The organism is Aeromonas sp. S41-2, assembly GCF_027705845.1.
Classification (GTDB): Bacteria; Pseudomonadota; Gammaproteobacteria; order Enterobacterales; family Aeromonadaceae; genus Aeromonas; species Aeromonas hydrophila.
The window spans coordinates 943,042-965,911 of the sequence record NZ_JAPDCG010000001.1 but is presented as its reverse complement, the minus strand read 5'-3'; the positions used below and the strand labels follow the sequence as shown (position 1 = coordinate 965,911).

At 62.7% G+C, this 22,870-nt stretch carries 19 protein-coding genes; 14 read left to right on the top strand and 5 right to left on the bottom strand.

Features of this window, described 5'->3' with window-relative positions:
- The first annotated feature begins 46 nt into the window (after nt 1–46).
- Nucleotides 47–487 (top strand): terminus macrodomain insulation protein YfbV, encoded by a 441-nt coding sequence (gene yfbV, locus OKC44_RS04440; protein WP_011704832.1) that lies wholly within the window; start codon nt 47–49, stop codon nt 485–487.
- Nucleotides 488–542: 55 nt separating this feature from the next.
- Here the strand turns inward: yfbV and OKC44_RS04435 are convergent, their stop codons facing one another.
- From OKC44_RS04435 to OKC44_RS04425, 3 genes are all read right to left on the bottom strand, one after another.
- Nucleotides 543–1,043, bottom strand: a complete 501-nt coding sequence (locus OKC44_RS04435; protein WP_011704833.1) for a YfbU family protein — start codon at nt 1,041–1,043, stop codon at nt 543–545.
- A gap of 412 nt (nt 1,044–1,455) precedes the next feature.
- On the bottom strand, nt 1,456–1,920 hold the full coding sequence (gene bcp, locus OKC44_RS04430) for a thioredoxin-dependent thiol peroxidase (RefSeq protein ID WP_017779107.1): 465 nt from the start codon (nt 1,918–1,920) through the stop codon (nt 1,456–1,458).
- 21 nt (nt 1,921–1,941) lie between these two features.
- Nucleotides 1,942–2,475: a glycine cleavage system protein R gene (locus OKC44_RS04425; RefSeq protein WP_016349586.1), complete on the bottom strand. Its 534-nt coding sequence runs from the start codon at nt 2,473–2,475 to the stop codon at nt 1,942–1,944.
- Between the two features lie 283 nt (nt 2,476–2,758).
- Between OKC44_RS04425 and dapA the strand changes: the two genes are divergently transcribed.
- From dapA to OKC44_RS04410, 3 genes are all read left to right on the top strand, one after another.
- On the top strand, nt 2,759–3,646 hold the full coding sequence (dapA, locus tag OKC44_RS04420; protein WP_029303856.1) for a 4-hydroxy-tetrahydrodipicolinate synthase: 888 nt from the start codon (nt 2,759–2,761) through the stop codon (nt 3,644–3,646).
- Nucleotides 3,639–4,763 (top strand): outer membrane protein assembly factor BamC, encoded by a 1,125-nt coding sequence (gene bamC / locus OKC44_RS04415; RefSeq protein ID WP_270811269.1) that lies wholly within the window; start codon nt 3,639–3,641, stop codon nt 4,761–4,763. The genes dapA and bamC overlap by 8 nt, the downstream gene beginning before the upstream one ends.
- 65 nt (nt 4,764–4,828) lie before the next feature.
- On the top strand, nt 4,829–5,932 hold the full coding sequence (locus OKC44_RS04410; protein ID WP_024944314.1) for a phosphoribosylaminoimidazolesuccinocarboxamide synthase: 1,104 nt from the start codon (nt 4,829–4,831) through the stop codon (nt 5,930–5,932).
- A gap of 142 nt (nt 5,933–6,074) precedes the next feature.
- On the opposite strand, the gene OKC44_RS04405 is transcribed toward OKC44_RS04410, so the two are convergent.
- Nucleotides 6,075–6,677, bottom strand: coding sequence for a short chain dehydrogenase (locus OKC44_RS04405; RefSeq protein ID WP_270811266.1), 603 nt, complete (start codon nt 6,675–6,677; stop codon nt 6,075–6,077).
- 98 nt (nt 6,678–6,775) lie between these two features.
- Between OKC44_RS04405 and OKC44_RS04400 the strand changes: the two genes are divergently transcribed.
- The 4 genes from OKC44_RS04400 (at nt 6,776) to OKC44_RS04385 (ending at nt 9,696) form a co-directional block, all read left to right on the top strand.
- Nucleotides 6,776–7,675 (top strand): LysR family transcriptional regulator, encoded by a 900-nt coding sequence (locus tag OKC44_RS04400; RefSeq protein WP_270811263.1) that lies wholly within the window; start codon nt 6,776–6,778, stop codon nt 7,673–7,675.
- A gap of 72 nt (nt 7,676–7,747) precedes the next feature.
- Nucleotides 7,748–8,389, top strand: coding sequence for a DUF2057 domain-containing protein (locus OKC44_RS04395; RefSeq protein ID WP_270811261.1), 642 nt, complete (start codon nt 7,748–7,750; stop codon nt 8,387–8,389).
- Between the two features lie 72 nt (nt 8,390–8,461).
- Nucleotides 8,462–8,899, top strand: a complete 438-nt coding sequence (locus tag OKC44_RS04390) for an HIT domain-containing protein (protein ID WP_011704842.1) — start codon at nt 8,462–8,464, stop codon at nt 8,897–8,899.
- A 98-nt stretch (nt 8,900–8,997) separates the two neighbouring features.
- A complete protein-coding gene (locus tag OKC44_RS04385) occupies nt 8,998–9,696 on the top strand; it encodes a DUF3334 family protein (RefSeq protein ID WP_016349593.1) in 699 nt (232 codons plus the stop codon).
- Nucleotides 9,697–9,766: 70 nt separating this feature from the next.
- Here OKC44_RS04385 and OKC44_RS04380 read toward each other — a convergent pair whose 3' ends face one another.
- Entirely contained in the window at nt 9,767–10,765 is a 999-nt protein-coding gene (locus OKC44_RS04380; RefSeq protein ID WP_024944318.1) for a DUF2860 family protein, read from the bottom strand.
- A 207-nt stretch (nt 10,766–10,972) separates the two neighbouring features.
- On the opposite strand from OKC44_RS04380, the gene arcB reads away from it, so the two are divergent.
- The 6 genes from arcB (at nt 10,973) to OKC44_RS04350 (ending at nt 22,828) form a co-directional block, all read left to right on the top strand.
- The gene (arcB, locus tag OKC44_RS04375) at nt 10,973–13,285 is read left to right on the top strand and encodes an aerobic respiration two-component sensor histidine kinase ArcB (protein WP_045790556.1); all 2,313 of its coding nucleotides are present in this window, start codon (nt 10,973–10,975) and stop codon (nt 13,283–13,285) included.
- A gap of 28 nt (nt 13,286–13,313) precedes the next feature.
- A complete protein-coding gene (gene dgt / locus OKC44_RS04370; protein ID WP_270811258.1) occupies nt 13,314–14,669 on the top strand; it encodes a dGTPase in 1,356 nt (451 codons plus the stop codon).
- A 321-nt stretch (nt 14,670–14,990) separates the two neighbouring features.
- Entirely contained in the window at nt 14,991–15,194 is a 204-nt protein-coding gene (locus OKC44_RS04365) for a hypothetical protein (RefSeq protein ID WP_011704847.1), read from the top strand.
- A gap of 149 nt (nt 15,195–15,343) precedes the next feature.
- Nucleotides 15,344–19,621, top strand: coding sequence for an ATP-binding protein (locus OKC44_RS04360; protein ID WP_270811257.1), 4,278 nt, complete (start codon nt 15,344–15,346; stop codon nt 19,619–19,621).
- Nucleotides 19,602–20,813 carry an EAL domain-containing response regulator gene (locus tag OKC44_RS04355; RefSeq protein WP_024944322.1) on the top strand — a complete coding sequence of 404 codons (1,212 nt, stop codon included), beginning with the start codon at nt 19,602–19,604 and terminating at the stop codon, nt 20,811–20,813. The genes OKC44_RS04360 and OKC44_RS04355 overlap by 20 nt, the downstream gene beginning before the upstream one ends.
- A gap of 38 nt (nt 20,814–20,851) precedes the next feature.
- A complete protein-coding gene (locus OKC44_RS04350) occupies nt 20,852–22,828 on the top strand; it encodes a HAMP domain-containing methyl-accepting chemotaxis protein (protein ID WP_270811254.1) in 1,977 nt (658 codons plus the stop codon).
- The last annotated feature ends 42 nt before the right edge of the window (nt 22,829–22,870 follow it).

Genomic DNA, 22,870 nt, shown 5'->3' with positions numbered 1-22,870 from the left:
GTCGTGGTTTTGCCGTTAATACGTTCAAAAAGAGCTCGGAGGTAGCATGAGCATGAACATTTTTGGAACTAAGTTACAGCAAGGCCGTCATTATATGACCCTTTGGCCCCGCCGTCCCGAGCTTAATTCCATGTTCCCGGAGAATCGGGTGATCAAGGCCACCGAGTTCGCCCTCAAGGTCATTCCGGCGCTGGCTGTGCTCAGCGTCATGCTGCAGTTCCAGTTCGGCGAGCTGCACTACTGGCCTTCCGTCATGACCTCGGTGCTGTTTCTGCTCAGCCTGCCGCTGCAGGGCTACTACTGGCTCGGTCAGCGCGCCGATACCCGGCTGCCGCCCTCCCTTGCCAGCTGGTATCGCGAGATCAACGGCAAGATGAACGAGCAGGGCGGTCGTCGCCAACTGGTGGCCCAGCCCAGATACGAAGAGCTGGCCGATACCCTCAACGCCGCCTTCAAGCAGCTGGACAAATCCTTCCTCTACGAGTGAGGCCTGTGGGCCATGACTCGGACCAAGGCGCCTCGCGGCGCCTTTTTCATGCCTATCAGGCCGCCAGAACCTTGCGGATCTCCTGGATGGAGAGCTTGTACTGACGCGGGCACTGGCGCCAGACCGTCAGCATGCGCTGGTACTTGTCGCGCATGGCGATGTCGCTGGAGAGCTCGTCGCACGGGCACTTGAGTTCGGGGAAGCGCTTGTCCACTTCCAGCAGGAAGCAGACGTAGTCGGCCAGCTCCCGCTCCTGGCTGCGGCTGTAGCCGTTGAACTCCAGCCGGCTGGCATTGATTTCGCCCTGATCGGCCGCTTCCAGGTTGCCCCAGGAGATTGCCAGCGCGTGGTGCAGTTCCAGGGTGTCGATCACCTCCTGGCAGGTGGCCAGATCCAGATGGCCGAAACTCTTCTCCAGTTCGAGGATCTGCAGGCAGTAGCCGCGTTCGATGATGGTGCTGGCCCGTTGGTAAAACGCCGCCTTCTCCGGATTGAGTTTGGCCAGGATCTCGTACTGGTTGCTCAGGATCAGACGTTCGGTGTGGCTCATGTTCATGGGCTTTTCTCACTGGAAAATGAAACTGGGGCCACGTTAACCCATATATAAGATGAATTTTTTGATCTGGCAGGGGAGGTTGGCGAGATAGCGGGGCGGGAAATCAACGTCGATCCCGGCTGGTTAATTAAATGTAACGGCTGGCGGCTTGCTTTCTGGCCCGCTGGCGCAACAATAAGGGCGTCATTTGGCCTGCGCCGAAAGACCCGTCACCAAGGCATCCCATCGCGGATGCAAGCCGGCGCCTTCATGACAAACGAGAACATCGCCGCCAGTCATTTTCCTGGCAGGCGAGCCAAAGGACCGGGCATCGAGCCTCCTGCCCACAACGCGAGGCAGGCAACGACATGCGAATAAAAAAGGGCCTGCAGTTGCAGGCCCTTTCCATGTAGGCATTACCGGTATCTGGGGTTCAGCCCTTGAGCAGGTCGAGCACCACCTGATGGTGATCGCTGGTCTTGAACTTGTCGAAGCGATGGCTAATCTTGCCCTCTTCGTCGATGAGGAAGCTCAGCCGGTGGATACCGTCATACTCCTTGCCCATGAACTTCTTCGGGCCCCAGACGCCAAACGCATCGGCCACTGCATGATCTTCATCGGCCAGCAGGCGGAAGTTCAGGTTGTCGCGCTCCTCGAATTTTTTCAGCCGTTTGGCGCTATCCGGGCTGATGCCGAGCACCACCACATTGAGGGCGGCCAGCTCGGCGTTGACGTCGCGCAGGCCGCAGGCCTGGGTGGTGCAGCCTGGGGTCATCGCCTTGGGATAGAAGTAGACGAGCACTTTCTTGCCGCGCAGGTCGGCAAGGCGTACCTGGTTGCCGTCCTGGTCGGACAGGGAAAAATCGGGGGCCAGGCTGCCAGCGGATAAAGGTTGCATGGGATCTCCTTGGATGAGCCGTCAGGCGTGTTTGTGATTGACGATGAATTCGAACGATTCTGCGCCCAGTTCACGACAGAATCCGGCGAAGGCCGTCTGCGAGCCGGCCGCCTCTCCCTGCTTGGCCAGATTGAGCTGAAAGCTGGCCTTGAGCAGGTTGAACGGCTGCTGTTCCAGGGTGATGGTCTGCATGGCCTGGATGTCCCAGCCGTGATCGCTGAAGAACTGGGTGCACTGGCTTACGATGCCCGGCTGGTCCCGGATCAGGATCTCGGCGTTGGCGCTGATGTCGTATTGCAGTGACTGATGGCGTTCGGTGCGCTTCATCATGGTGATGAGGTCCCACTCCTGGCTGCGCAGGGGCAGGCTTATCTCGAGTTGCATCAGGCTGTTCCAGTCACCGGACAGCAGCATGATGAAGGTGAATTCATTGCCGAAGATGCCAAGACGGCTGTCGACAATGTTGCAGCCACACCCACTGACGTGGCGGGTGACCTCATTGACGATGCCAGGCCTGTCCGTGCCGATGGCCGTTACGACCAGGTAATGAGTCATAAATCTTCTCTCGTCCATTAGCGGGTTGCGAATGTGGATGCAGTGGCATAGCCCGAAGGGGCTGGCCATGGGCCACTGCCAGCGATCCTGCATGGCAACCTTGTTGAGAATCTCGTTGCAACGAGCACGGTATCGGGGTGTCACGACCAGCGTCCGGCGTGTTCCACCGCGGCTCGCGCAGTGCGGTTTTTGCCGGATGGTAACACGGCTTGCCCCTGGCCTCCCTTGTTTTTCCAAGGGGGCAGCTTTACCATAACGCCCCTGAAAATCGGGAGAAATATCCATGTTGCGCGGTAGTATTGTTGCCCTCGTTACCCCCATGCTGGCTTCAGGTGAAGTCGATTGGGCCAGTCTGGCCACTCTGGTCGACTATCATGTCAGCGCCGGGACCAGCGCCATCGTGGCGGTCGGGACCACGGGGGAATCGGTGACCCTGAGCGAACAGGAGCACATCGCCGTCGTGGAGAAAACCGTGGCGTTGGCCGCCGGACGCATTCCGGTCATTGCCGGCTGCGGCTCCAACAATACCGCCCATGCCATCGACCTGGCCAAGCGCTTCGCCGAAACCGGCGTGGTGGCGGGTCTCTCGGTCACCCCCTATTACAATAAACCCACCCAGGAAGGCCTCTATCGTCACTATTGTGCGATCGCCGAGGCTAGTGGTCTGCCCCAAATTCTTTATAATGTGCCCGGTCGTACCGGTTGCGATCTCAAACCGGAGACGGTAGCCCGACTGGCCAAGGTGCCCGGCATCATAGGCCTGAAAGAGGCGACCGGGGATCTGAGCCGTACGCCGCTGCTGCGCGAGCTGTGCGGCGCACAATTCGCGCTTTATAGTGGCGATGATGCCAGTGGATGTGATTTCATGCTGCAAGGCGGGGACGGAGTCATTTCGGTCACCACCAATATTGCAGCGGCCCAGATGGCCGACATGTGTCGTGCTGCGCTGGCCGGTGATGCCGGACGAGCGCACGACATCAACAATCGATTGATGCCGTTGCATCAGACTCTGTTCTGCGAACCGAGTCCCATCCCGGTGAAGTGGGCTTGTGCCCAGCTGGGATTGATTGCGACGGCCACCTTGCGTCTGCCGCTCACCGACCTCACCCCCGAGGGCGAACAGGCGATGGCGCAAGCACTGACGACTGCGGAGTTGATGGCGAGTGTTTAAAGCAAATGGAAAGGGAAATGCAGTGCGCCTGGTGCTGAGTGTGGCGACCGTTGCCGTGCTGGCAGCCTGTAGCTCACCCGAGGAACGCAAGATGGCCAACCGTGGTTTCGAGTACGAGGATGCCCGCCTTGAAGGCCGTGCGTTTCTGGTGCCGGCCGGGTTGAATACCCCCGCCTTTAACAGCAGTTTCGACATTCCGGCCCTGCCCGAGAGCAGCCGTGACGGCGCGCTGGGTGCCAAGGTTGATGTACGTCCACCCGCCCAGCTGCTGACCGTGGTACCGGGCAGCCAGGTGGTGGCCAATGCTGGCGAACCCACCATGGCTTTCTATGCGCTCAGCACCTCCCAGAGCGTGGAGCGCGATACCTGGGCCTTCCTGATGAACTTCCTCGCCCAGTACAAGGTCACCACCGAGAAGCTGGACCAGCAGGCCGGCGTGCTGCAGACCGGCTGGTTTGACAACACCAAGGCGCTCGACGGCTGGAGTGAAGAGGACGATGACTTCGTCATTCGCCAGCGCTACCAGTTCACCCTGCGCAACGATCCTCAGCGCCACGCCGTCAACATGTCGGTACGGGTGCTGGATCATGAAGAGACCGTCGATGGCGAGACCAGCAAGGAGCTGACCCCGGCGGATGCCCAGCGTTACGCGACTCGGGCCCTCAACCAGTTCTCGCTCTACTACGACAAGCAGCTCAAGTCCCGCGAACAGCACAAGGCCAACGATGGCATGGGGCTGGAACTGGGTCTGGACAACAACGAGCTGAGCGCCTGGATCGTCGATGGTTCGTTCGACCAGGTGTGGCGTCGTCTCAATCAGGTGCTGCCGGCCTACGGTTTCACCATCAAGGATACCCAGCAGTCGCTGGGCTGGATCGACGTCGAGTACGACGAGCCGGGCAGCGAATTCTGGAAGGCCAAGGGCAGCGAGCCGTTCAAGCTGGACGAAGACAAGTATCGCTTCCAGCTTGGCGAGATGGCGGGGGGCAAGACCTCCATCACCCTGTTCGACAAGGACAAGAAGCCCGTGTCGTCCGGTGTCATCTCCCAGATGTACATCAGTCTGTCCGAGGCATTCGCCAAGGGTCTGGCTGACCAAGCTGCAAAAACAGAATAGAAACAGGGGCCTTGTGCCCCTGTTTTGTTATGTAAACCCCCCACAAACAGGAAGTGTTACTTACCATGAGTCTTGCAGATCAAGTATTGGCGGTGAACGACGATTTGCCGATCCGTACCGATAAACCCGTCCATTCCGGCAAGGTGCGCAGCGTCTACTGGCTGACCGCCGCAGACAGTGCCCGCCTCATCCGCGAGAAGGGTTATGACGTGCCGGCAGATGCGCCGCTCGCCATCATGGTGATCAGTGACCGGATCTCGGCCTTCGACTGCATCTGGCAGGGCGTGGACGGGCTCAACGGCGTGCCGGGCAAAGGGGCTGCGCTCAACGCCATCTCCAGCCACTGGTTCAAGCTGTTCAAGGAGAAGGGGCTGGCCGACAGCCACATCCTGGACATCCCCCATCCCTTCGTCTGGATCGTGCAAAAAGCCCGCCCCGTGATGATCGAGGCGATTGCCCGCCAGTACATCACCGGCTCCATGTGGCGTGCCTACAAGGATGGCGAGCGCGAGTTCTGCGGCATCACCCTGCCGGAAGGACTGAAGAAGGATCAGAAGCTGCCCGAGATCCTCATCACCCCCTCCACCAAGGGCGTGCTGACCGGGCTGGACGGCGTGCCGGAAGCCGACGACGTCAACGTCTCCCGTGCCGACATCGAACGCCACTACCGGGGCTTCAACTTCAGCAAGCCGGCCGACATCGACCGCTACGAAGTGCTGCTCAAGGAAGGCTTCAACGTCATCAGTGACGCGCTGGCCGAGCTGGATCAGATCTTCGTCGACACCAAGTTCGAGTTTGGCTACGTCAATGACGCCGCCGGCAACGAGAAGCTGATCTACATGGATGAAGTGGGCACCCCCGACAGCTCCCGCATCTGGGATGGCGCCGCCCTGCGCGACGGCCAGATCGTCGAGAAGTCGAAAGAGGGTTTCCGCCAGTGGCTGCTCAATCACTTCCCGGATCCGGACATCCTGCTCAACAAGCACCGCATGCCCGAGCGCTTCGCCCTGGCCCGCGACAACAAGTTGCCGACCGAAGTGATGATGGACATCTCCAACACCTATGTGGGGATTGCCGAGAAGATCATCGGTCAGCCGCTGGTACGCAGCGCCAATCCGAAGCAGGAGATCATCGAGGTACTGCGCGCGCAGTACGGGCTGATCGACTGAGGCACACCGCCTTTTTTGTTGCCGTAAAAACAAACGTTTGCCATCAGCCGACTGCAAGTCGGCATGCTGGCAGCAATGGAACGGGCCCCATCACGGGGCCTGTTTTTGTTGCCGTGCTGGCTGGGCGGCAGCAGGGCGGCGATCAGCCGTTGACCCTGAACACCTGGCCGGTCTGCACCCCCAGTACCGACTTCTGGTAGGCCTGCGCCACCCTGGCGGCGGTCACGGGGACGAAGCCCGGGAAGAAGCTGGCGTATTTATCCATCGACTCCGTCAGCACGGTCGGGCTCACCACGTTGATGCGCAGACCCCGCGGCAGCTCGCAGGCCGCCGCCTTGACGAAGTGATCGATGGCGCCGTTGATGGTGGTCGCGCTCGCCCCCCAGTTGATGGGCTCCTCGCTCAGGATGCCGCTGATCAGGGTGATGGAGCCCTTGTCGTTCAGGTGGGGGATGGCAGCCCGGGTCAGGTTGATCTGGCCCATCAGCTTGCTCTGAAGCCCCACTTGCCACTGCTCGTCTGTCATCTCGGTGAGGGCGTTGAAGGCCACGCTGCCGCTGGCCACCACCAGCGCATCGAACTGGCCCAGCTTGGTGAACAGCGCCTTGATGGAAGCGGGATCGCGCATGTCGACCGTGGCGTCCCCCTGGCTGTGACCGACCCGGATCACCTGGTGGTCTTTGGCAAGCAACTCGCTGACGGCGGAGCCGACGGTGCCGGAGGCACCCACAATCACAATCTTCATCTGTTTCACTCCTGGTTGGGATGTGTTGATTCTAGCGCGATGAAAAGGGAGAAAAAGCGCGTAAAATAAACGCATTGTTTCCATATTGGAGCTAATGAATGGATATCTCCCACCTGGCCAGTTTTTACGAGGTGGTGCAAAAGGGCAGTTTCTCGGCCGCGGCCGACAGCCTGGGGGTGAGCAAGGGGATGCTGAGCCGTCACGTCAGCGCGCTGGAATCGACCCTCAATGCCCAACTGCTGCAGCGTACCACTCGCCGACTCAGCCTCACCGAGGCGGGCCGGACCCTCTATCAGCAAGCCGGCGAGATCTTCGCGCTGGCTCGCCAGGCGGAGCAGGATATCCAGGCGCTGACCGAGGAGGATGGCGGCCGGCTGCGCTTCACCTGCCCGGTCAGTACCGGCGATCGCATGGTGAACGATCTGCTGGCCCGCTTTGCCGAGTTCTGCCCCGGCGTCCAGGTCGAATTGAACTTCACCAACGCCATGATCGACATGAGCCAGGGGGAGCACGACATCGCCCTGCGCGCCATGAGCAGCATTCCCGACAACCTGGTGGCGCTGCCGCTCGGCAGGCTCAAGGACGTGGTGGTGGCCAGCCCGGCCCTGCTGGCGCGGGAGGGGCGCCCAGCCACCCCTTATGAACTGGGCGGGCGGCCCTGCCTGCTGCAGGGCCACAACCCGGCCTGGGAGCAGTGGCACTTTCGCAAGGGAGAGGAGGAGGCGCACATCCTGGTGCAGGGCAAGGTGCGGGCCAACCACTACAGTACCGTGCTGCAGCTGGCTCGGGCCGGCATGGGGTACGCCAAGTGTCCGCTGATGCTGGTGGAACCCTGGCTGGCGCAGGGGGAGCTGGTCACCGTGCTGGCGGAGTGGCAGACCGGGTTGCACCCGCTGCACGTTCTGCACGCCCAGCAGCGGCGGGTACCGCGCAAGATCCGGCTGTTCAAGCAGGTGCTGGCCCAGTGGTTTGCCGAGCGCCCCCACTACCTGCTCTGAGCCCTCGTTATTTTTCTGTCATCTTCGGCTGCTAGCCTGCGCCCATCAACGCAAACAGGAAGATGAGCAAATATGATGGGTTATCGGTACGGGCGTGGGGTATCGCTGCTGTGGGCAGCGCTGGGCATGCAGATGGTGCTGGGCAGTGCGGCTTGGGCGGCTGTCGAGGTGAGGGTGCCGGCGGATTTCCAGATCCTGGCGGTGAGTGCGGGCACGCTGCACGATGAGCAGCATGCCACCCTGCCGGATGGGGAGCAGCAGTTGCTGGTGCGCTATGAAGGGGTGATCCCGAGTCGCAGCAGCAGTGAGAATGACCGCCAGCTGCGCTCCGCGCCGCAGGTGCTGCGTTATCAAGCCAGTCAGCAGCAGGTGCGGCTGGTCGCCAACTTGCCGAGCGATGAAAGGGGCATGGCGCAGTATGCCGAGTCTCCCGTCATGGGCTTGCAGGCCGGTGGCCAGAGCATTGCCAGCCAGCAGGATGCGCTGGTCACCAGTGGCATGCTGATTGGGATGGACTGGCGGGCCAAACTCGCCGAATACAACCAGAGCGGCGGCAAGGCGGCATTGAGCACGGTCGTGCCTGTCACCGCAACCGCCGGTGCGGTTGAACCGGTGGCGGCCAGCGCGCTGGAGGGCCAGTTGCAGCAACTCTTCCTCAAGGCCGACCCCGCGCTTCGCAAGCGCTTTGTCAGCTGGGCCGTGCCGCGACTTTAAGTTTGCGGCCCGTTGCAGTAACGTGGGTGCTCTCATCGTGCATCGCGCCCACCTTACGTCAACGAGGTCTTCATGTTTGAACTGCACAGCCGCCTGCAGGCAGATACCCGCCTGCTCGGCGATCTGCCCCTTTGCCGCGTCCTGCTGGCCAAGGACAGCCAGTACCCCTGGCTGATCCTGGTGCCGAGAGTGGCCAATCTGCGGGAAATTCACCACCTGGCACCGGCGCAGCAACAGCAGCTGATGGAGGAGTCCTGCGCGGTCGCCACCCTGATGGAGCAGGCGCTGCGGCCGGACAAGATCAACGTGGCGGCGCTCGGCAATCTGGTGCCCCAGCTGCATCTGCATCATGTCGCCCGTTTCAGTACCGACAAGGCCTGGCCCGGTCCCATCTGGGGGGCTCATCCCTCCGTGCCCTATGAGGAAGCCGCATTGCTGGCAGAGGCGGCCAGCTGGCGTCTCAAGCTGGCCAATCTGGCCGGATTCAGTCCGCTTGGCACTGACAATTGAATCAACTGAGAGGCGGCTCGCTATTTCGAAGCCCAAGCCGCGCTATCTGTTAGAGTTATGGTATAGATAAGCCCATTTTCGATGTTCAGGAAGGTCCCATGATAGTGACAAGAGCCGACAACGATACCGTATTGACCACAGAGGACGTGCTGCTGAGCCTGTGCCATTCGGTCACGGATGTATTGAGTGCGGCAACCCAGAGTCAGGTGCGTTTCTCCGGCATGGTGCAGCGGATCAGCAAGACCTGCCTCAAGCCGGATATCGGCTGCTTCGTGCTGTTTGACGGCGGCTTCTCCGGCCTGGTGGTGATCAACTTCTCCGCCTCCGCCGCCATGGAGCTGTACGAGAGCTACATGCTCAGCATGGGGCTTTCCAAGGAAGACCTTGCCATCTCCCATACCTCGGACGAGGTGAGCAACGTGATGGGCGAGCTGATGAACCAGATCGTCGGCAGCTTCACCGTCAAGGTCGGCCGGGATCTGCAGACCCACATCACCCAGAACCAGCCGAAGATGCTGGCCCTCAACAAGCAGGTGATGCTGAGCGTCGATACCAACCTCGACAGCCCGGAGTCGCGCCGGGTCACCTTCTTCACCGCCCGCAACAACATCTTCTATCTGGAGCTGGCGATGGACAAGACCGAGTTCATCCGCATCCACAACGATGGCATGGATCAGGAGGAGCTGGATCCGGATGCCCTGATCGCCCAGACCAAGCGCGAGGCTGCCCAGCCGGCTCCGGCCGCCGCTCCGGTGGCCAACGATCACGACGATCTGCTCGACTCGCTCGGGATCTGATGGCCGCATTGGCCGTTGCAAATGACGAGGCCACCCATGGGGTGGCCTCGTTTGTTGGTGCGGGTTGGGTTTAGAAGTTGTAGAGCAGACCCGTGCTGAAGCGGGTGGACTGGCTGTCGTAGAAGTTGATGTCCGAGTCGGCGCTGGCATAGGCGGCGGTGAAGGTGGCGGCGAGGGCGTTGACGCCAAACAGGTTGTGCCAGAAGAAGGTGCCGTTGATGGCGAATTCGTCGGCATCGGCACGCTGGCCGAAGATGGGGTTCGCCTCGTCATACTTGCGCTTGCCGGTATAGAGGTTGCTGACGAAGGACCACTGGGGGCCGCGCTTGGCATAGGTCAGCTTCAGGCCGGTGTTCTTGAAACTCTCGGCACTGCCATCAAGGCGGGCCTGCTTGTAGACGATGGCCGGCTCCAGCAGCTGGTTGCCGCCAAAGTGCCACTGGTAGGAGAGCTCCATGTCGTGCATCTTGCCGTTGCGATCCAGCATGTCGGCGTAGTGGGTGCCGTGGCTCTGGTCATACTGCTGGCCGCTGCGCTCCTCATCCATGTCCACCTCTCGGGTGGTCAGGTTGCCGTAGAAGTTGCTGCCCCAGATCTTGTCCCAGGCAAAACGCGCGCCTTTCGATTTCACATCGGTGGAGCTGCGATCCACCCCGGTGGCGAAGGGATCGCTCCACAGCTCGACCGGCATGACGTTGAACACCAGCGAGGTGGCGACTATGCCCTTGTCACCCATCTCCTGGCGCAGGCCGAGCTGCTGGGTGAAGTCGAAGCGCACCGCGTCCTGGATCAGGTTGCCGAGAAAGATCTGGGTACGGGTATCGGCAAAGGTGTAGCGGATATCGGCGTTGAGCAGCGGCGTCAGGCCGCTCTCGCTGTCAGGCGAACCGAGGTCATTGATGCGACTGTGGTTGTCATCGCCAGCATAGAAGTTGGACTTGTAGCTGACGGCGTTGACCCCGCCCAGCAGGAAACCGGACCAGCCGGACTGCTTGGGGATCTCGCCCAGATCGGCGTGGGCGGCATTGGCTGCCAGCAGGCCAAGACTCAGCAGGGTGAGATTACGCATCGATGAGACTCCTGAAATATCAGTTGGTTGAATTGAACGGCCGAACATTATAGCCAGCCAGGCTTAACCCGGGCTGACCGAATTGACTCCGGCATGCTACCCCAGCGGGCGGAGGAGGTTAACCGATAATTTATCGTGCGACGGCACAAGAGTTCGGCGCGCCGTGCTGGTATTCTGTTCGGCGAATATCGGGGAGAAAACAATAAGATGAAACAAATCAAATCCTGGGCGCAATATTACGTCGACCTGATGACCAAGCTGGGACTGGTGCGCTTCAGCATGTTCCTGGCCACCGGCATCATAGTGCTGGCCGTTTCGATCCAGATGGGGGTCACCCTGTTCCTGCGCGGCACAGTGGACATCGTCGACCTGGTGCGCTCGGTCTTCTTCGGCCTGCTGGTCACCCCCTGGGCCGTCTATTTTCTCTCCATCGTGGTGGATCAGCTGGAGGATTCCCGCCAGCGGCTGACCCGCATGGTGCGCAAGCTGCAGGACATGCGTGAGCGGGATCTCGAGCTCAACAGCCAGCTGCAGGAGAACATCAGCCGCCTCAACGCCCAGATTGCCGAGACCAACCGGGCCGAGACCCTGCGCCAGCAGGCCATCGAGGATCTGGAGAACGAGGTGTTCCAGCGCGAGAAGGCCCAGCTGCATCTGGGGGAGCGCACCGCCCTGCTGCGCTCCTTCATCGACTGCTCCCCCGATCTGGTCTACTACCGCAATGAAGACGAGCAGTTCTCCGGCTGCAATCGTGCCATGGAGGAGCTGACCGGCAAGGTGGAGGCGGAGCTCATCGGCTTGACCCCGTTCGATGTCTATAAGCACGACATCGCCAGCAAGGTGGTGGAGACCGACAAGCAGGTCTTCGCCCAGAACGAGCCGCTCACGTATGAGCAGTGGCTGGAGTACCCAGACGGTCGCAAGGCCTACTTCGAGCTGCGCAAGGTGCCCTTCTTCGATCGTTTCGGCAAGCGGCTCGGCCTGCTCGGTTTTGGTCGCGACATCACCGAGCGCAAGCAGTATCAGGACAAACTGGAGAAGGCGAGCCGCGACAAGACCACCTTCATCTCCACCATCAGCCACGAACTGCGCACCCCGCTCAACGGCATCGTCGGTTTGAGCCGGATGCTGATGGATACGCCGCTCGATCCCAAGCAGCACCAGCAGCTCAAGACCATTCACCTGAGCGCGGTGACGCTCGGCAACATCTTCAATGACATCATCGATCTCGACAAGCTGGACCGGCGCCGGCTGGAAATCGCCCCGACCCCCATCGACCTGCCTGCCTTCCTCGACGAGCTGGAGACGCTGTCGCGCATCCAGGCGGAGCAGAAGGGGCTCTATCTGCATTTCGACCGGGATGGCGACGTGCCGCAGTTCGTGATGGCGGACGGGACCCGGTTGCGCCAGGTGCTGTGGAATCTGGTGGGCAATGCGGTCAAGTTTACCGACGAGGGGGGGGTGACAGTGCGCTGCCTCACCCACCCGGCCGACGCGCCGGGCAAGCTGGCGCTGCACTTCGAGGTGGAAGATACCGGGGTCGGCATTCCGCGCGCCCAGCAGGAGAAGATCTTCGCCATGTACTATCAGGTGCAGGGCAAGAAGCACGCCACCGGCACCGGCATCGGGTTGGCGGTCTCCCGCCAGCTGGTGCAGGCGATGGGCGGTCAGCTCTACGTGGACAGCGACCCGGGCGAGGGCGCCTGCTTCACCGCCGAGCTGGAGGTAGACTGCGTCGCCGCCCAGACGCCTGCGGCCGAGCCCGAGATGCCCTGCCTCGATATCCTGCTGGTGGAGGACGTCGAGCTCAACGTGACCGTGGCCTGCGCCCTGCTCAACAAGCTGGGTCATGAGGTCAAGGTGGCGCGGGACGGTGCCCAGGCGCTGGCCATGGCCAATCCCGACGATTTTGATCTGATCCTGCTGGATATCCAGCTGCCGGACATGACCGGTTTCGATGTGGCGGAGCAACTGCTCGCCCGCTACGGCGACAGCCTGCCGCCCATGGTGGCACTCACCGCCAACGCCACCGGCGATCGCCAGTACTACCGGGATCACGGCATGCAGGATGTGATCAACAAGCCGCTTGGCTCGAAGGCGGTGCGGGAGGTGATTGGCCACCTGTTTGCCGATTTGGCCGAGGATGAGGCGGACGAACAGGCGGATGCGGACAGTCAGGATGCGCTGCTGGACTTGCCCTTCCTCACCGATTATGCCGATACCGTGGGCAAGCAGGTGCTGATCTCCAGCGTCGAGCTGTTCGAGAAGATGATGCCCGACTACATGGCGGTGCTCGACTCCAACATGATTGCCCGGGATCAGGCCGGCGTGGTGGAGGAGGCGCACAAGATAAAAGGGGCGGCCGGCTCCATCGGTCTGCGCCGGCTGCAGCAGCTGGCCCAGCTTATCCAGAGCCCGGATCATCCCGCCTGGTGGGAGAACGTGGAAGACTGGATAGAGTCGCTGCGCCGTGAATGTCCGGGTGACATCGCCCGCTTGAAGCGCTGGCTGCTCTCGTAGATGCGAGCCGCAGGCAAGGAGCCGCAACATGTATAGCCGTTTGATTACCCCCGAGCGCATCCATCGCTGGGGTGACGAAGAGCTGCTGGAGGCGACCGAGCAGGATCGCGCCCGCATCGTGCAGGCGGCGCCGGTGCGTCGGTTGCAGCAGAAGACCCAGGTCTTTCCGCTCGACGTGAAGGCCTCGGTGCGCAGCCGTCTCACCCATTCGCTGGAGGTGCAGGAGACCGGCCGCCAGATCAGCCGCCGCATTCTGGCGGCCCTGCCGGCAGGGTCGGTGTGCGAGGGTGCCTTCATCAATCTGGTGGAGATGTCCTGCCTGTTGCACGACGTCGGCAACCCGCCGTTCGGTCACTTTGGCGAGCAGGTGATGAGCCAGTGGCTGGCGCAGGCGCTGGATGGGTTGTTTGCCGAGGCCCTTGGCAGCACACCCAGCCCGCAGTGGGCAACGCTGCGCCAGGATCTGCTGGTGTTTGACGGCAATGCCCAGAGTCTGCGGCTGGTGCACAGCCTGCACGAGCTGAACCTGACCCTGGGGCAGCTGGCGGCACTGTGCAAGTACCCTCAGCAACCCCTGCACGGCGGTCAACATCACGGCTGGGCCAGCAAGCGCGGCATCTTCTTCAGCGAACAACCCCTCTACCGTGCCCTCGGCCAGAGCCTGGGATTGGCGCCCGGCTGCCGTCATCCGCTGGTCTACATCATGGAGGCGGCCGACGATATCTCCTACTGCATCGCCGATCTCGAGGATGCGGTGGACCGGCGCATCCTCAGTCTGAGCGAGCTGCAACAGGCGCTGCGGCTGGCCGATGACGGCGCCTACATGGCCGGCTTGCTGGCGGAGGCGACCGCCTCGGGCAGGGGCTTCTTCCCCCACTTTCGCCAGCAGCTGACCCGGGATCTGGTGGAACTGGCCGCTCACACCTATGTGAGCGAGCATCCGCAGATCCTGAGCGGCGCCTATCCCCAGGCCCTGCTGCACGGTCAGGCACCGGCGGCGCGGGTGCTCGATACCCTCAAACAAGTGGCTCGCGAGCTGGTGTTCATGCGGCCCGAGGTGGAGGCGCTGGAGCTGGAGGGCTATGCCGCCCTGCGTGGCGTGCTTTCCACCTATGCCTGCCTGCTGGCGCTGCCGGCCGCACAGTTCGAGCGGCTGCTGGCTGGGCAGGGGGGCAGCGAGCTGTTCTTCGCCCGCCGGCTGTTTCATCGGCTGTCGGCCCGTCATCTCAAGGCATACCGGTTGGCGGTGGCCAGCCGGGATCCGCGCTTCAGCGACGGGGCGGAACAGGAGTGGTACTTCCGGATGCGACTGCTGCTCGACTACGTGAGCGGCATGACGGATACCTATGCGCTGGAGGAGTTCCGGTTGTTGTCCGGGATCTGAGCCGGAGCAGCACGGGTCAGCCTGTGCCGGATGAGTATTGATAGATGACTCACCTCCCCATATGGGGGTGAGGTTCTTGTATAAAATTCGGTCTTTTTTTAGACTGTGGCAACTTGTTCAACTTTCACTCGGTAAGGAGACGGATATGCAACATTCAATGCTAAACGTTGCGTTCGACCGCTGCATCAGCAGCGCGAAGACTCGTGCTCTTTTTCTGCCGCGTGGAGGAAACAGGTAACACCTGCTTTTTCATCACCCGCGGTTGTCCCGCAGGGTGATCTCTTCTCTCCGGGGGAACCGCACGTTCAACTGGAGAATATTATGTCTATCGAACTGACCCTGCTGCGCACCGTCGAAACCCTGGTCCAGAAGCGGATTACCCGGCTGGAGCGTCGTGTCAGCTACCTGCATCTGTCGCCTGCTCTGCTCAAGGACATCGGTCTAGAAGGGCAAAATGTGCAGATCGCCCACATCCGTGAGCGGGAATATCAAACCGGCTTCCGACTCGGGAACCGAATAACCTGACAAGAGGGGGTCTTGGCCCCCTTCTTGCTAGAAAACGGCAGGCGTGAGCCTGCCGTTTTTCGTATCCGGACGAGTTCTGTTACGAATTTCTATTCGCACATTTTGCCAAAATCCCTATGATCGCTCTCCAAGCCGTTCAGGAGTTACCCATGCTGCGCCTCTGTTATCGCGCCATTTTGTTGTGCTGGTTTACCTGCTGGAGCCTGGTGGCTGCGGCAGAAACCTCCCTGGACAAGGATCAGCTGGGGCTGGCGGAGCGGCTCTGGCTCGCCTCGCGCAGCGACCTGGTGGTCGGCATGCCGTCGGTGGCCTGGCCGCCCTACATCTATGCCAATAGCCGGGGTGGCTTCAGCGGCCCGCTCGACGATTTTGCCGCCCTGATTGCCGGCCGGCTGGGGCTGACCGTGCGCTACAAGACTTACCCCTACTATGCCGGCGCCCAGCAGGCTTTGCTCGATGGCGAGGTGGACATGCTGATCGGGGTGACGCCGAGCCAGTTGCGTCAGCAGAAGATGCGCTTTACCTCGGATCTGATGACCCTGCCGCGTGGCGTGTTGCTGGCGCGAGAGGAAGGGGAGCCGACTCTGGCGACGGCGCGCCAGCTGCGCTGGGTGTGCGAACATGGCTTCAGCTCTTGTGAAGAGCTGGCGGAGCTCGGCATGACCCAGCTCACCGAGGCGGACAGCAGTGACGAAGCGGTTTTCATGGTGAAGAAGGGGATGGCGGATGCCTATCTCTCCGATCTGCCCTCTTTGGTTCGCCTGCAGCGCCTGCAGCAGCAGGCCGGGCTCAAAGTGATTACCCCGGAGTGGGTGACGGACACCTCGCTGGCCATGGCGGTGGGGCCCGACAACCTGGGGCTGCTCGGTCTGCTGGAGCTGGCCCTCAACGACATTCCGCTGGATGAGCGGCGCCGCATTCTGGAGACCGGCGGAATAGTTGACTACGAGCTGGCCAACGGTCCCCGCCAGATCGTGTTCAACCAGAGCGAGCTCGACTGGCTGGCCCTGCATCCGACCCTGCGCTTCGGGGTGGCGCCGGACTGGCCGGCGGTGAGCGAGATCGACGGCAATGGCCAGCTCAAGGGGTTCATCGCCGACATGCTCAAGCTGGTGAGCCTGCGCTCGGGCCTGCAGTTTACCCTGGTGCCCACCAGCAGCTGGGCCGAGACTCAGGCGTTGTTTCAGGCGCGCAAGCTGGACTTCATCCCGGCCATCACGCCGACCGCGGAGCGGCGACAATACTCCCTGTTTACTCCCGACTACGCCTTCATCCACCGAGTGATCGCCGCCAGACAGGGGAGCGAGGAGCTGGACAACCTCAACGAGCTCAAGGGGCGACGGGTGGGGATCGTCGGCGGCTCGGTGGAGGAGCTGGTACTCAACGAGGTGGGGGCCCATCCGGTGACGGTGAGCAGCGATACCAAGCTACTGCCGCTGCTGGACGGGCATCAGGTCGACTACGTGCTGATGAGCATGACCACTCTGGAGCAGGCGCTGCAAAAAGGGTTCAACAATCGCTATCAGGTGGTGTTCTCCGGCAACGAGCTGAGGGTGCCGGTCGCCATGGCGGTGCACCAGCAAGACCCCATGCTGCAGCAGATCCTCACCAAGGTGCTGCTCTCCATCCGCCCGGAGGAGATGACCAAGCTGGAGCACAAGTGGTTGGCGCTGACCATCCAGACCGGCATCAACCCTGCCACTGTGGCGCTCTGGTCCGCGGTCGGCGTGGGCGCTTTCCTGCTCTGCGTGCTGCTGTTCATGGGCTGGAACCGGACCCTGCGCCGCCAGATAGTGCAGCGCAAGCTGGCCGAGCACAAGTTAAGCGAGCAGCTGACCTTCGTGCAGACCCTGCTCAACTCGCTGCCCAACATGGTGGTGCTGCGGGATCGCGAGCAGCGCATTACCCTCTGCAACCAGGCCTATCGGGATGCCTTCATCGGTAATCTGACCCAGGATGATGGCGACGATCTGGACCGCATGCCGGCCAGAGAGCGGGAGCGGGTGCTGCGCGAAGAGTCGGGGGTATGGCAAAGCGGCGAGCAGCTGGAAGGGGCGGGCAACAGCCGCCGTCAGGATGGCGCCATGTTCCACGTCATCTACACCAAGCGCCCCTATCGCTCGCCAAAGGGCGACATGCTGGGGGTCCTGACGGTGCTGACCGACGTGACCCGCATCAAGGAGGCCGAGGCGCGGGCCCGCAAGGCGGAGACCCGGCTCACCCAGATCACCGACAGCATGCCGGGCATTGTCTATCAGTACCTCTGGCTCGGCCCCGGCAAGGGGCGCTTCCTCTATGCCTCGCAGGGGGCGAGCGAGATCCTGGGCGCCAGCCGGCAGGAGATATTGTCGGCCGAGTCGGGCGGCGAGGTGTTCGGCTTTACCGAGGAGGCTCTGCAGGATTTCGTCAGCAAGGTGGCCAATCATGCCGAAACCCTGGCCCCGCTCGATCTGGAAGTGCGGGTGGAGCGGCCGGAGGGGGCCCGCTATCTGCAGGTGCGCGGCAGTTTCGTGCCGCAGGAGGAGGGGCACCTGATCCTCAACGGGGTGATCCAGGACATCACGGCCCTCAAGCACCAGGAGCACGACCTGAGGGAGGCGCGCGCCTATGCCGAGCAGGCGATGCAGGTGCGCAGCCGCTTCCTGGCCACCATGAGCCACGAGCTGAGGACCCCCATCTCCGGCATGCACGGCATGCTGGAGCTGCTGCAGATGAGCGAGCTGAACGACGACCAGCGCTATCTGCTGCGCAACGTGGTGACCTCCACCAACAACCTGCTCTATCTGGTCAACGACGTGCTCGATTTCTCCAAGATAGAGGCGGGCCAGCTGCAGTTGCACTATCAGGATTGCCGCCTCGCCTCCGTCATCTGCGACGTGATCCGCGGTCACGCCACCCTGGCCCATGGCAAGGGGCTCAAGGTGACGCTGGAGTGGGCGCCGGAGGTGCCGGATCAGGCCCGCATCGATGCGGTGCGGGTGGGGCAGGTGCTCTCCAACCTGCTCAACAATGCGGTCAAGTTTACCGAGCGGGGCGAGATCCGTATCCAGGTCAGCTTTGAGAAGGAGCGGCTCGCCATCGCGGTCAGCGACACCGGCATCGGCATTGCCGAAGACAAGCAGGATCGCCTGTTTACCCCGTTCGAGCAGGTGGAGTCCGACATAACCCGACGCTTCGGTGGTACCGGGCTCGGCCTTGCCATCTGCCACCAGCTGGCCCAAAAAATGGGGGGCACGCTGGTGCTCGAGAGCAAGCCGGGGCACGGTACCCGGCTCACCTTCGACTTCCCGCTGGCGGCGTGTCAGTGGGATGCCCCGCCGCTGGCAGGCCACGATTGGTGGCTGTTTGGCGAGGATGCGGCCCTGCAGAGCGCGATGCAGCGGCTGGGGGCCAGGCTGCATCGTCTGGATCCACAGCAGTGGCAGCAGCCGGTGAGTGGTTTGTTATTAGCAGAGGAGAGCTGGCTTGAGCAGGCCTTGGGCAGCGAGTGGTTGACACATTTGCAGCGCTCGGCCCTCAAGGGCATAGTGCTCTCCCCGCAGGAGGCCCTGCGCGGCCGCATGGGGTCGGGTGCCTGGTGGCGGCTGGGGCAGTCTCCGCTCTATCCCGATCTGCTGCTGGAGACCTGTCACCAGCTGCTGGGAGAGGCGGCGATCAGCCCGGTCGAAGCCAATGCCCCCAAATTGCAGGGACGGGTGCTGGTGGCCGACGATCACCCCATCAACCGCGCGCTGCTGGCTCGCCAGCTGGCGATCCTCGGGGTGGATGCCGAGGTGGTGGACGACGGCGACAAGGCCCTGCGCACCTGGCAGGGGCAGGCATTCGCCCTGCTGCTGACCGACTGCCACATGCCGGTGATGGATGGCTACAGTTTGACCCGGGCCCTGCGGGCACAGGGGGAGTCGGCTCCCGTCATCGGGGTGACCGCCGATACATCCGAAGAGGCCAGCCTGCAGATGCAGGAAGCCGGCATGAACGACATGCTGTTCAAACCCTATACCCTGGAGACGCTGCATCAGATGCTGATGCGCTGGTTGCCGGTGAGTCCTCAGACCCAAGAGCCGGACCCGCCCGCTCCGTCGGCCAGCGAGCAGGGGGAGTGCTGGATCTCGCTGTTTGGCGATGAGACGGTGGCGCGCAGCATGGCGCGGGAGTATCTCGATTCCAATCGCCAGGACGGCGATGACATGATGCAGGCACTGGCCAGGCAGGACACCTATGCCCTGGTGGAGACGGCGCACCGCATCAAGGGGGCTGCCCGCATGGTGGGGCAGCAGGCTCTGGCGGAGGAGGCGGCCCGGCTCGAAGTGGCGGCCCGCCTCAAGCAGCTGGACGAACTTACCGAGTTGAGTCAGACGGTACTGGCGCTGATGAACTCTATTACATGCGAAATTGGATTATGGCTCGATGAACAAGACACAGCATGAGTTGGTGATCATGGTGGTGGAAGACCACGCGTTCCAGCGCAAGGCGTTGATGCACCAGATCCGCGGGCTCGGTTACGGCTCCCTGCTGGAAGCGCAGGATGGGGTGGAGGCGCTTGCCATGTGTCAGCGTCATCAGGTCGACATCCTGTTTTGCGATCTGCGCATGCCGGGCATGGACGGCATGGCGCTGCTGCGTCGCCTCTCGCTGGGCGGTTTTCGCGGTGGCATCATTCTCTCCAGCGCGCTGGAGGATGACGTGGTCGAGGCCGTGCTGCGCATGAGTGCCGCCTATGGTCTGCAAGTGCTGGGGCGCATCGAGAAGCCTTCCAGCCAGCAGCAGATCAGCCAGCTCATCGGCGCCTGGCGCCCGCAGCAGGAGCGCGCCCAGGAGGAGGACGGCCACCGCCTGACCCTGGATGAGTTGAGCCTGGCGCTGGAGCAGGATCAGCTGCTGCCCTGGTATCAGCCCAAGGTGAGCTTCGGCTCCGGCCAGTGGGTCGGCATGGAGGCGCTGGCGCGCTGGCAGCACCCGGAGTACGGCCTCATCTCGCCGGCCCGCTTCATTCCGCTGGCGGAACACAACGGCCTCATCGATCAGCTGACCGAGGTGATCATCAGCAAGTCGCTGCGCGATGGCCATCTGTGGGAGCAGACCGGGCTCTCCCTCAACCTGTCGATGAACCTCTCCACCACCTCCCTCATCGAGGGGGATCTGTGCAATACCCTGATCAACCAGTGCCAGCGCTGGAGCATCAACCCCGAGCTCATCACCCTGGAGGTGACCGAGAGCTCGTTCGTGAAGGATCTGGGCAAGTCGCTGGAGGTGCTGACCCGCCTGCGCATGCACGGCTTCGGCCTCTCCATCGACGACTTCGGTACCGGCTACTCCTCCATGCAGCAGCTGGCCCTGCTGCCCTTCACCGAGCTCAAGCTGGATCGCTCTTTCGTCGATCGCTGCTTTGAGGACCCCTCCCGCTTGGCCATAATAGAGTCAAGCATCGAGCTGGCCCGCAAACTGGGGCTCAAGTCCGTCGCCGAAGGGGTGGAGGATGAACTCACCTGGCGGCTGCTGGCGCGGCTGGGGTGCGACGTGTGCCAGGGCTTCTTCTCGGCCCGGCCCATGCCGCGCGAGGAGTTGCTGGGATGGCATGACTCCTGGCGTGAACGGCTACCGGCGCTGCTCGGGGAGTGAATGTCGGGCAGGATGCCCGCAACGAAACAAGGATGTTCATGAAAATTTCAAGCAAGTTGCTGCTCAGCTTCTGTTTTATCAATCTGCTGGTGATCCTCTCTTCCAGCCTCGTCTACCACCAGCTCGGCCGCATCGGACAGGCCGGCAGCGCCCTGCTGGAGCAGGCTCTACCCGCCCTGCAACGGGATGAGGCCAGCCAGAAGGCGCTGGTGGCGACCATCTCCTCCCTGCGGGCCTATCTCATCCTGGGCAAGGATCCGGCGCAGGCCGCCCGCCTCAAACAGGAGTGGGAGGGGGCCTGGCAGGTGATCGAGCATCAGCAGTTCACCGCCGAGCTGACCCGCTCGCTCAAGGCCTTCAAGACCAGCCAGCAGAAGGTGTGGGACATCGCCCATACCGACGAGAACCTGCCTGCCCATACCCTGATGCTGCAGGAGGCGGGGCCGCTGGCGGAGTCGGCCCTCGATCAGCTGCAGTCCTTTGCCAACGAAGAGGTGGCCACCCCGCAGGATCAGCTGCCCGGCGATCGCCGCCTGCTGCTCAAGCAGGTGGGGGATGCCTACAACGGTCTCTCCAATGCGCTCTCCGCCCTGCGCGACTTCCTCATCTCCGGCGATCCGGACTATCGCACCAAATACCAGGATTATTACCAATTCCACCAGCAGCGGGTGGCCGAGCTGAAGCAGCAGGAGGCCAACTTTACCGAGGCGCAGAAGGGGATCTGGTCGCTGTTCGAGGAGATGTCGGCCCCCTTCGCCGAACTGGTAGGGCAGGTGATCAGCAAGCGACAGGCGCCCGACTGGGATCAGGCCAACCATCTGATGGCGACCGAGATTGAACCGGCTCTCGGTCAGCTGGCGACCCAGCTGGCCGGCCAGGTGACCCAGACCCGCGCCGAGGTGGAAAGCATGGGCCAGAAGATGACCAGCGCCGGTCAGGCCATCAATCGCACCCTGCTGCTGGCTACCCTGACGGTGATCGTGCTGGGTACCCTGGTGGCACTGCTGTTCAGTCGCCGTTTGACCCAGGATATCGCCAGCCTGGTGCTGCGGGCCGATCTGGTGGCCAACGGTCGGCTGCCGGCCCGCCCCCTGCCGGTACAGAGCCAGGATGAGCTGGGTGGGCTGACGGGCTCCATCAACCAGATGTCCGGCCAGCTACGCCAGCTGGTGGGGGAGATTCAGGGGGCGGTGGGGCAGGTGGACGGGGCCTGCGGCGAGGTAGGCTGCACCACCCGCGCCATCGTTACCGATCTGGCGAGCCAGAATCAGCGGGTCGATACGGTGGCGGCGGCCATCGAGCAGATGTCGGTCAGTACCCGGGATGTGGCGGGCAATATCGCCGAAGCGGCGCGGGCCGCTCAGCAGGCCGAGCAGCAGACTCGCCAGGGCGGCCACGAGCTGGCCCGCATGACCGCCACCATGCAGCAGATTGCCGCCATGATTGCCGAGGCGAACGAGGCGATGGATCAGCTCAGCAGCCAGAGCGAGCAGGTGGGACGCGTCACCGAGGTAATCGCCACCATCGCCGAGCAGACCAATCTGCTGGCGCTCAATGCCGCCATCGAGGCGGCGCGGGCTGGCGAGCAGGGGCGCGGGTTTGCCGTGGTGGCCGACGAGGTGCGGCTGCTGGCGAGCCGGACCAGCCAGTCCACCGAGGAGATCAGCCAGACCATCGCCAGCATCCAGCAGCAGACCCGCCAGACCGTCAATACGGTTGGCAGCGGCACCCGCTTGGTGGAGGAGGGGCGCGGCGCCGTCGACTCGGTGACCGGCACCCTGAATGCCATGTTGCAGCTGGTGCAGGATCTGTCGGGCCAGCTGGGGGCCATCGCCACCGCGACCGAGCAGCAGTCACGGGTGGCCCAGGAGGTGGCGGGAACGGTGGAGGAGATCGCCGCCCTCAGCCGGCAGTCGAGCCAGCGCAGCCAGCAGGGGGAGGAGATAGTGGCCCGGCTGGCGCAGGATACCGGTCGCTTGACGGCGGTGATCAGCCGCTTCGAACTGGATGCCTGAGGCGGACAAGGCGTATTAGAACGGGGCAGGCCGCTGGGCCTG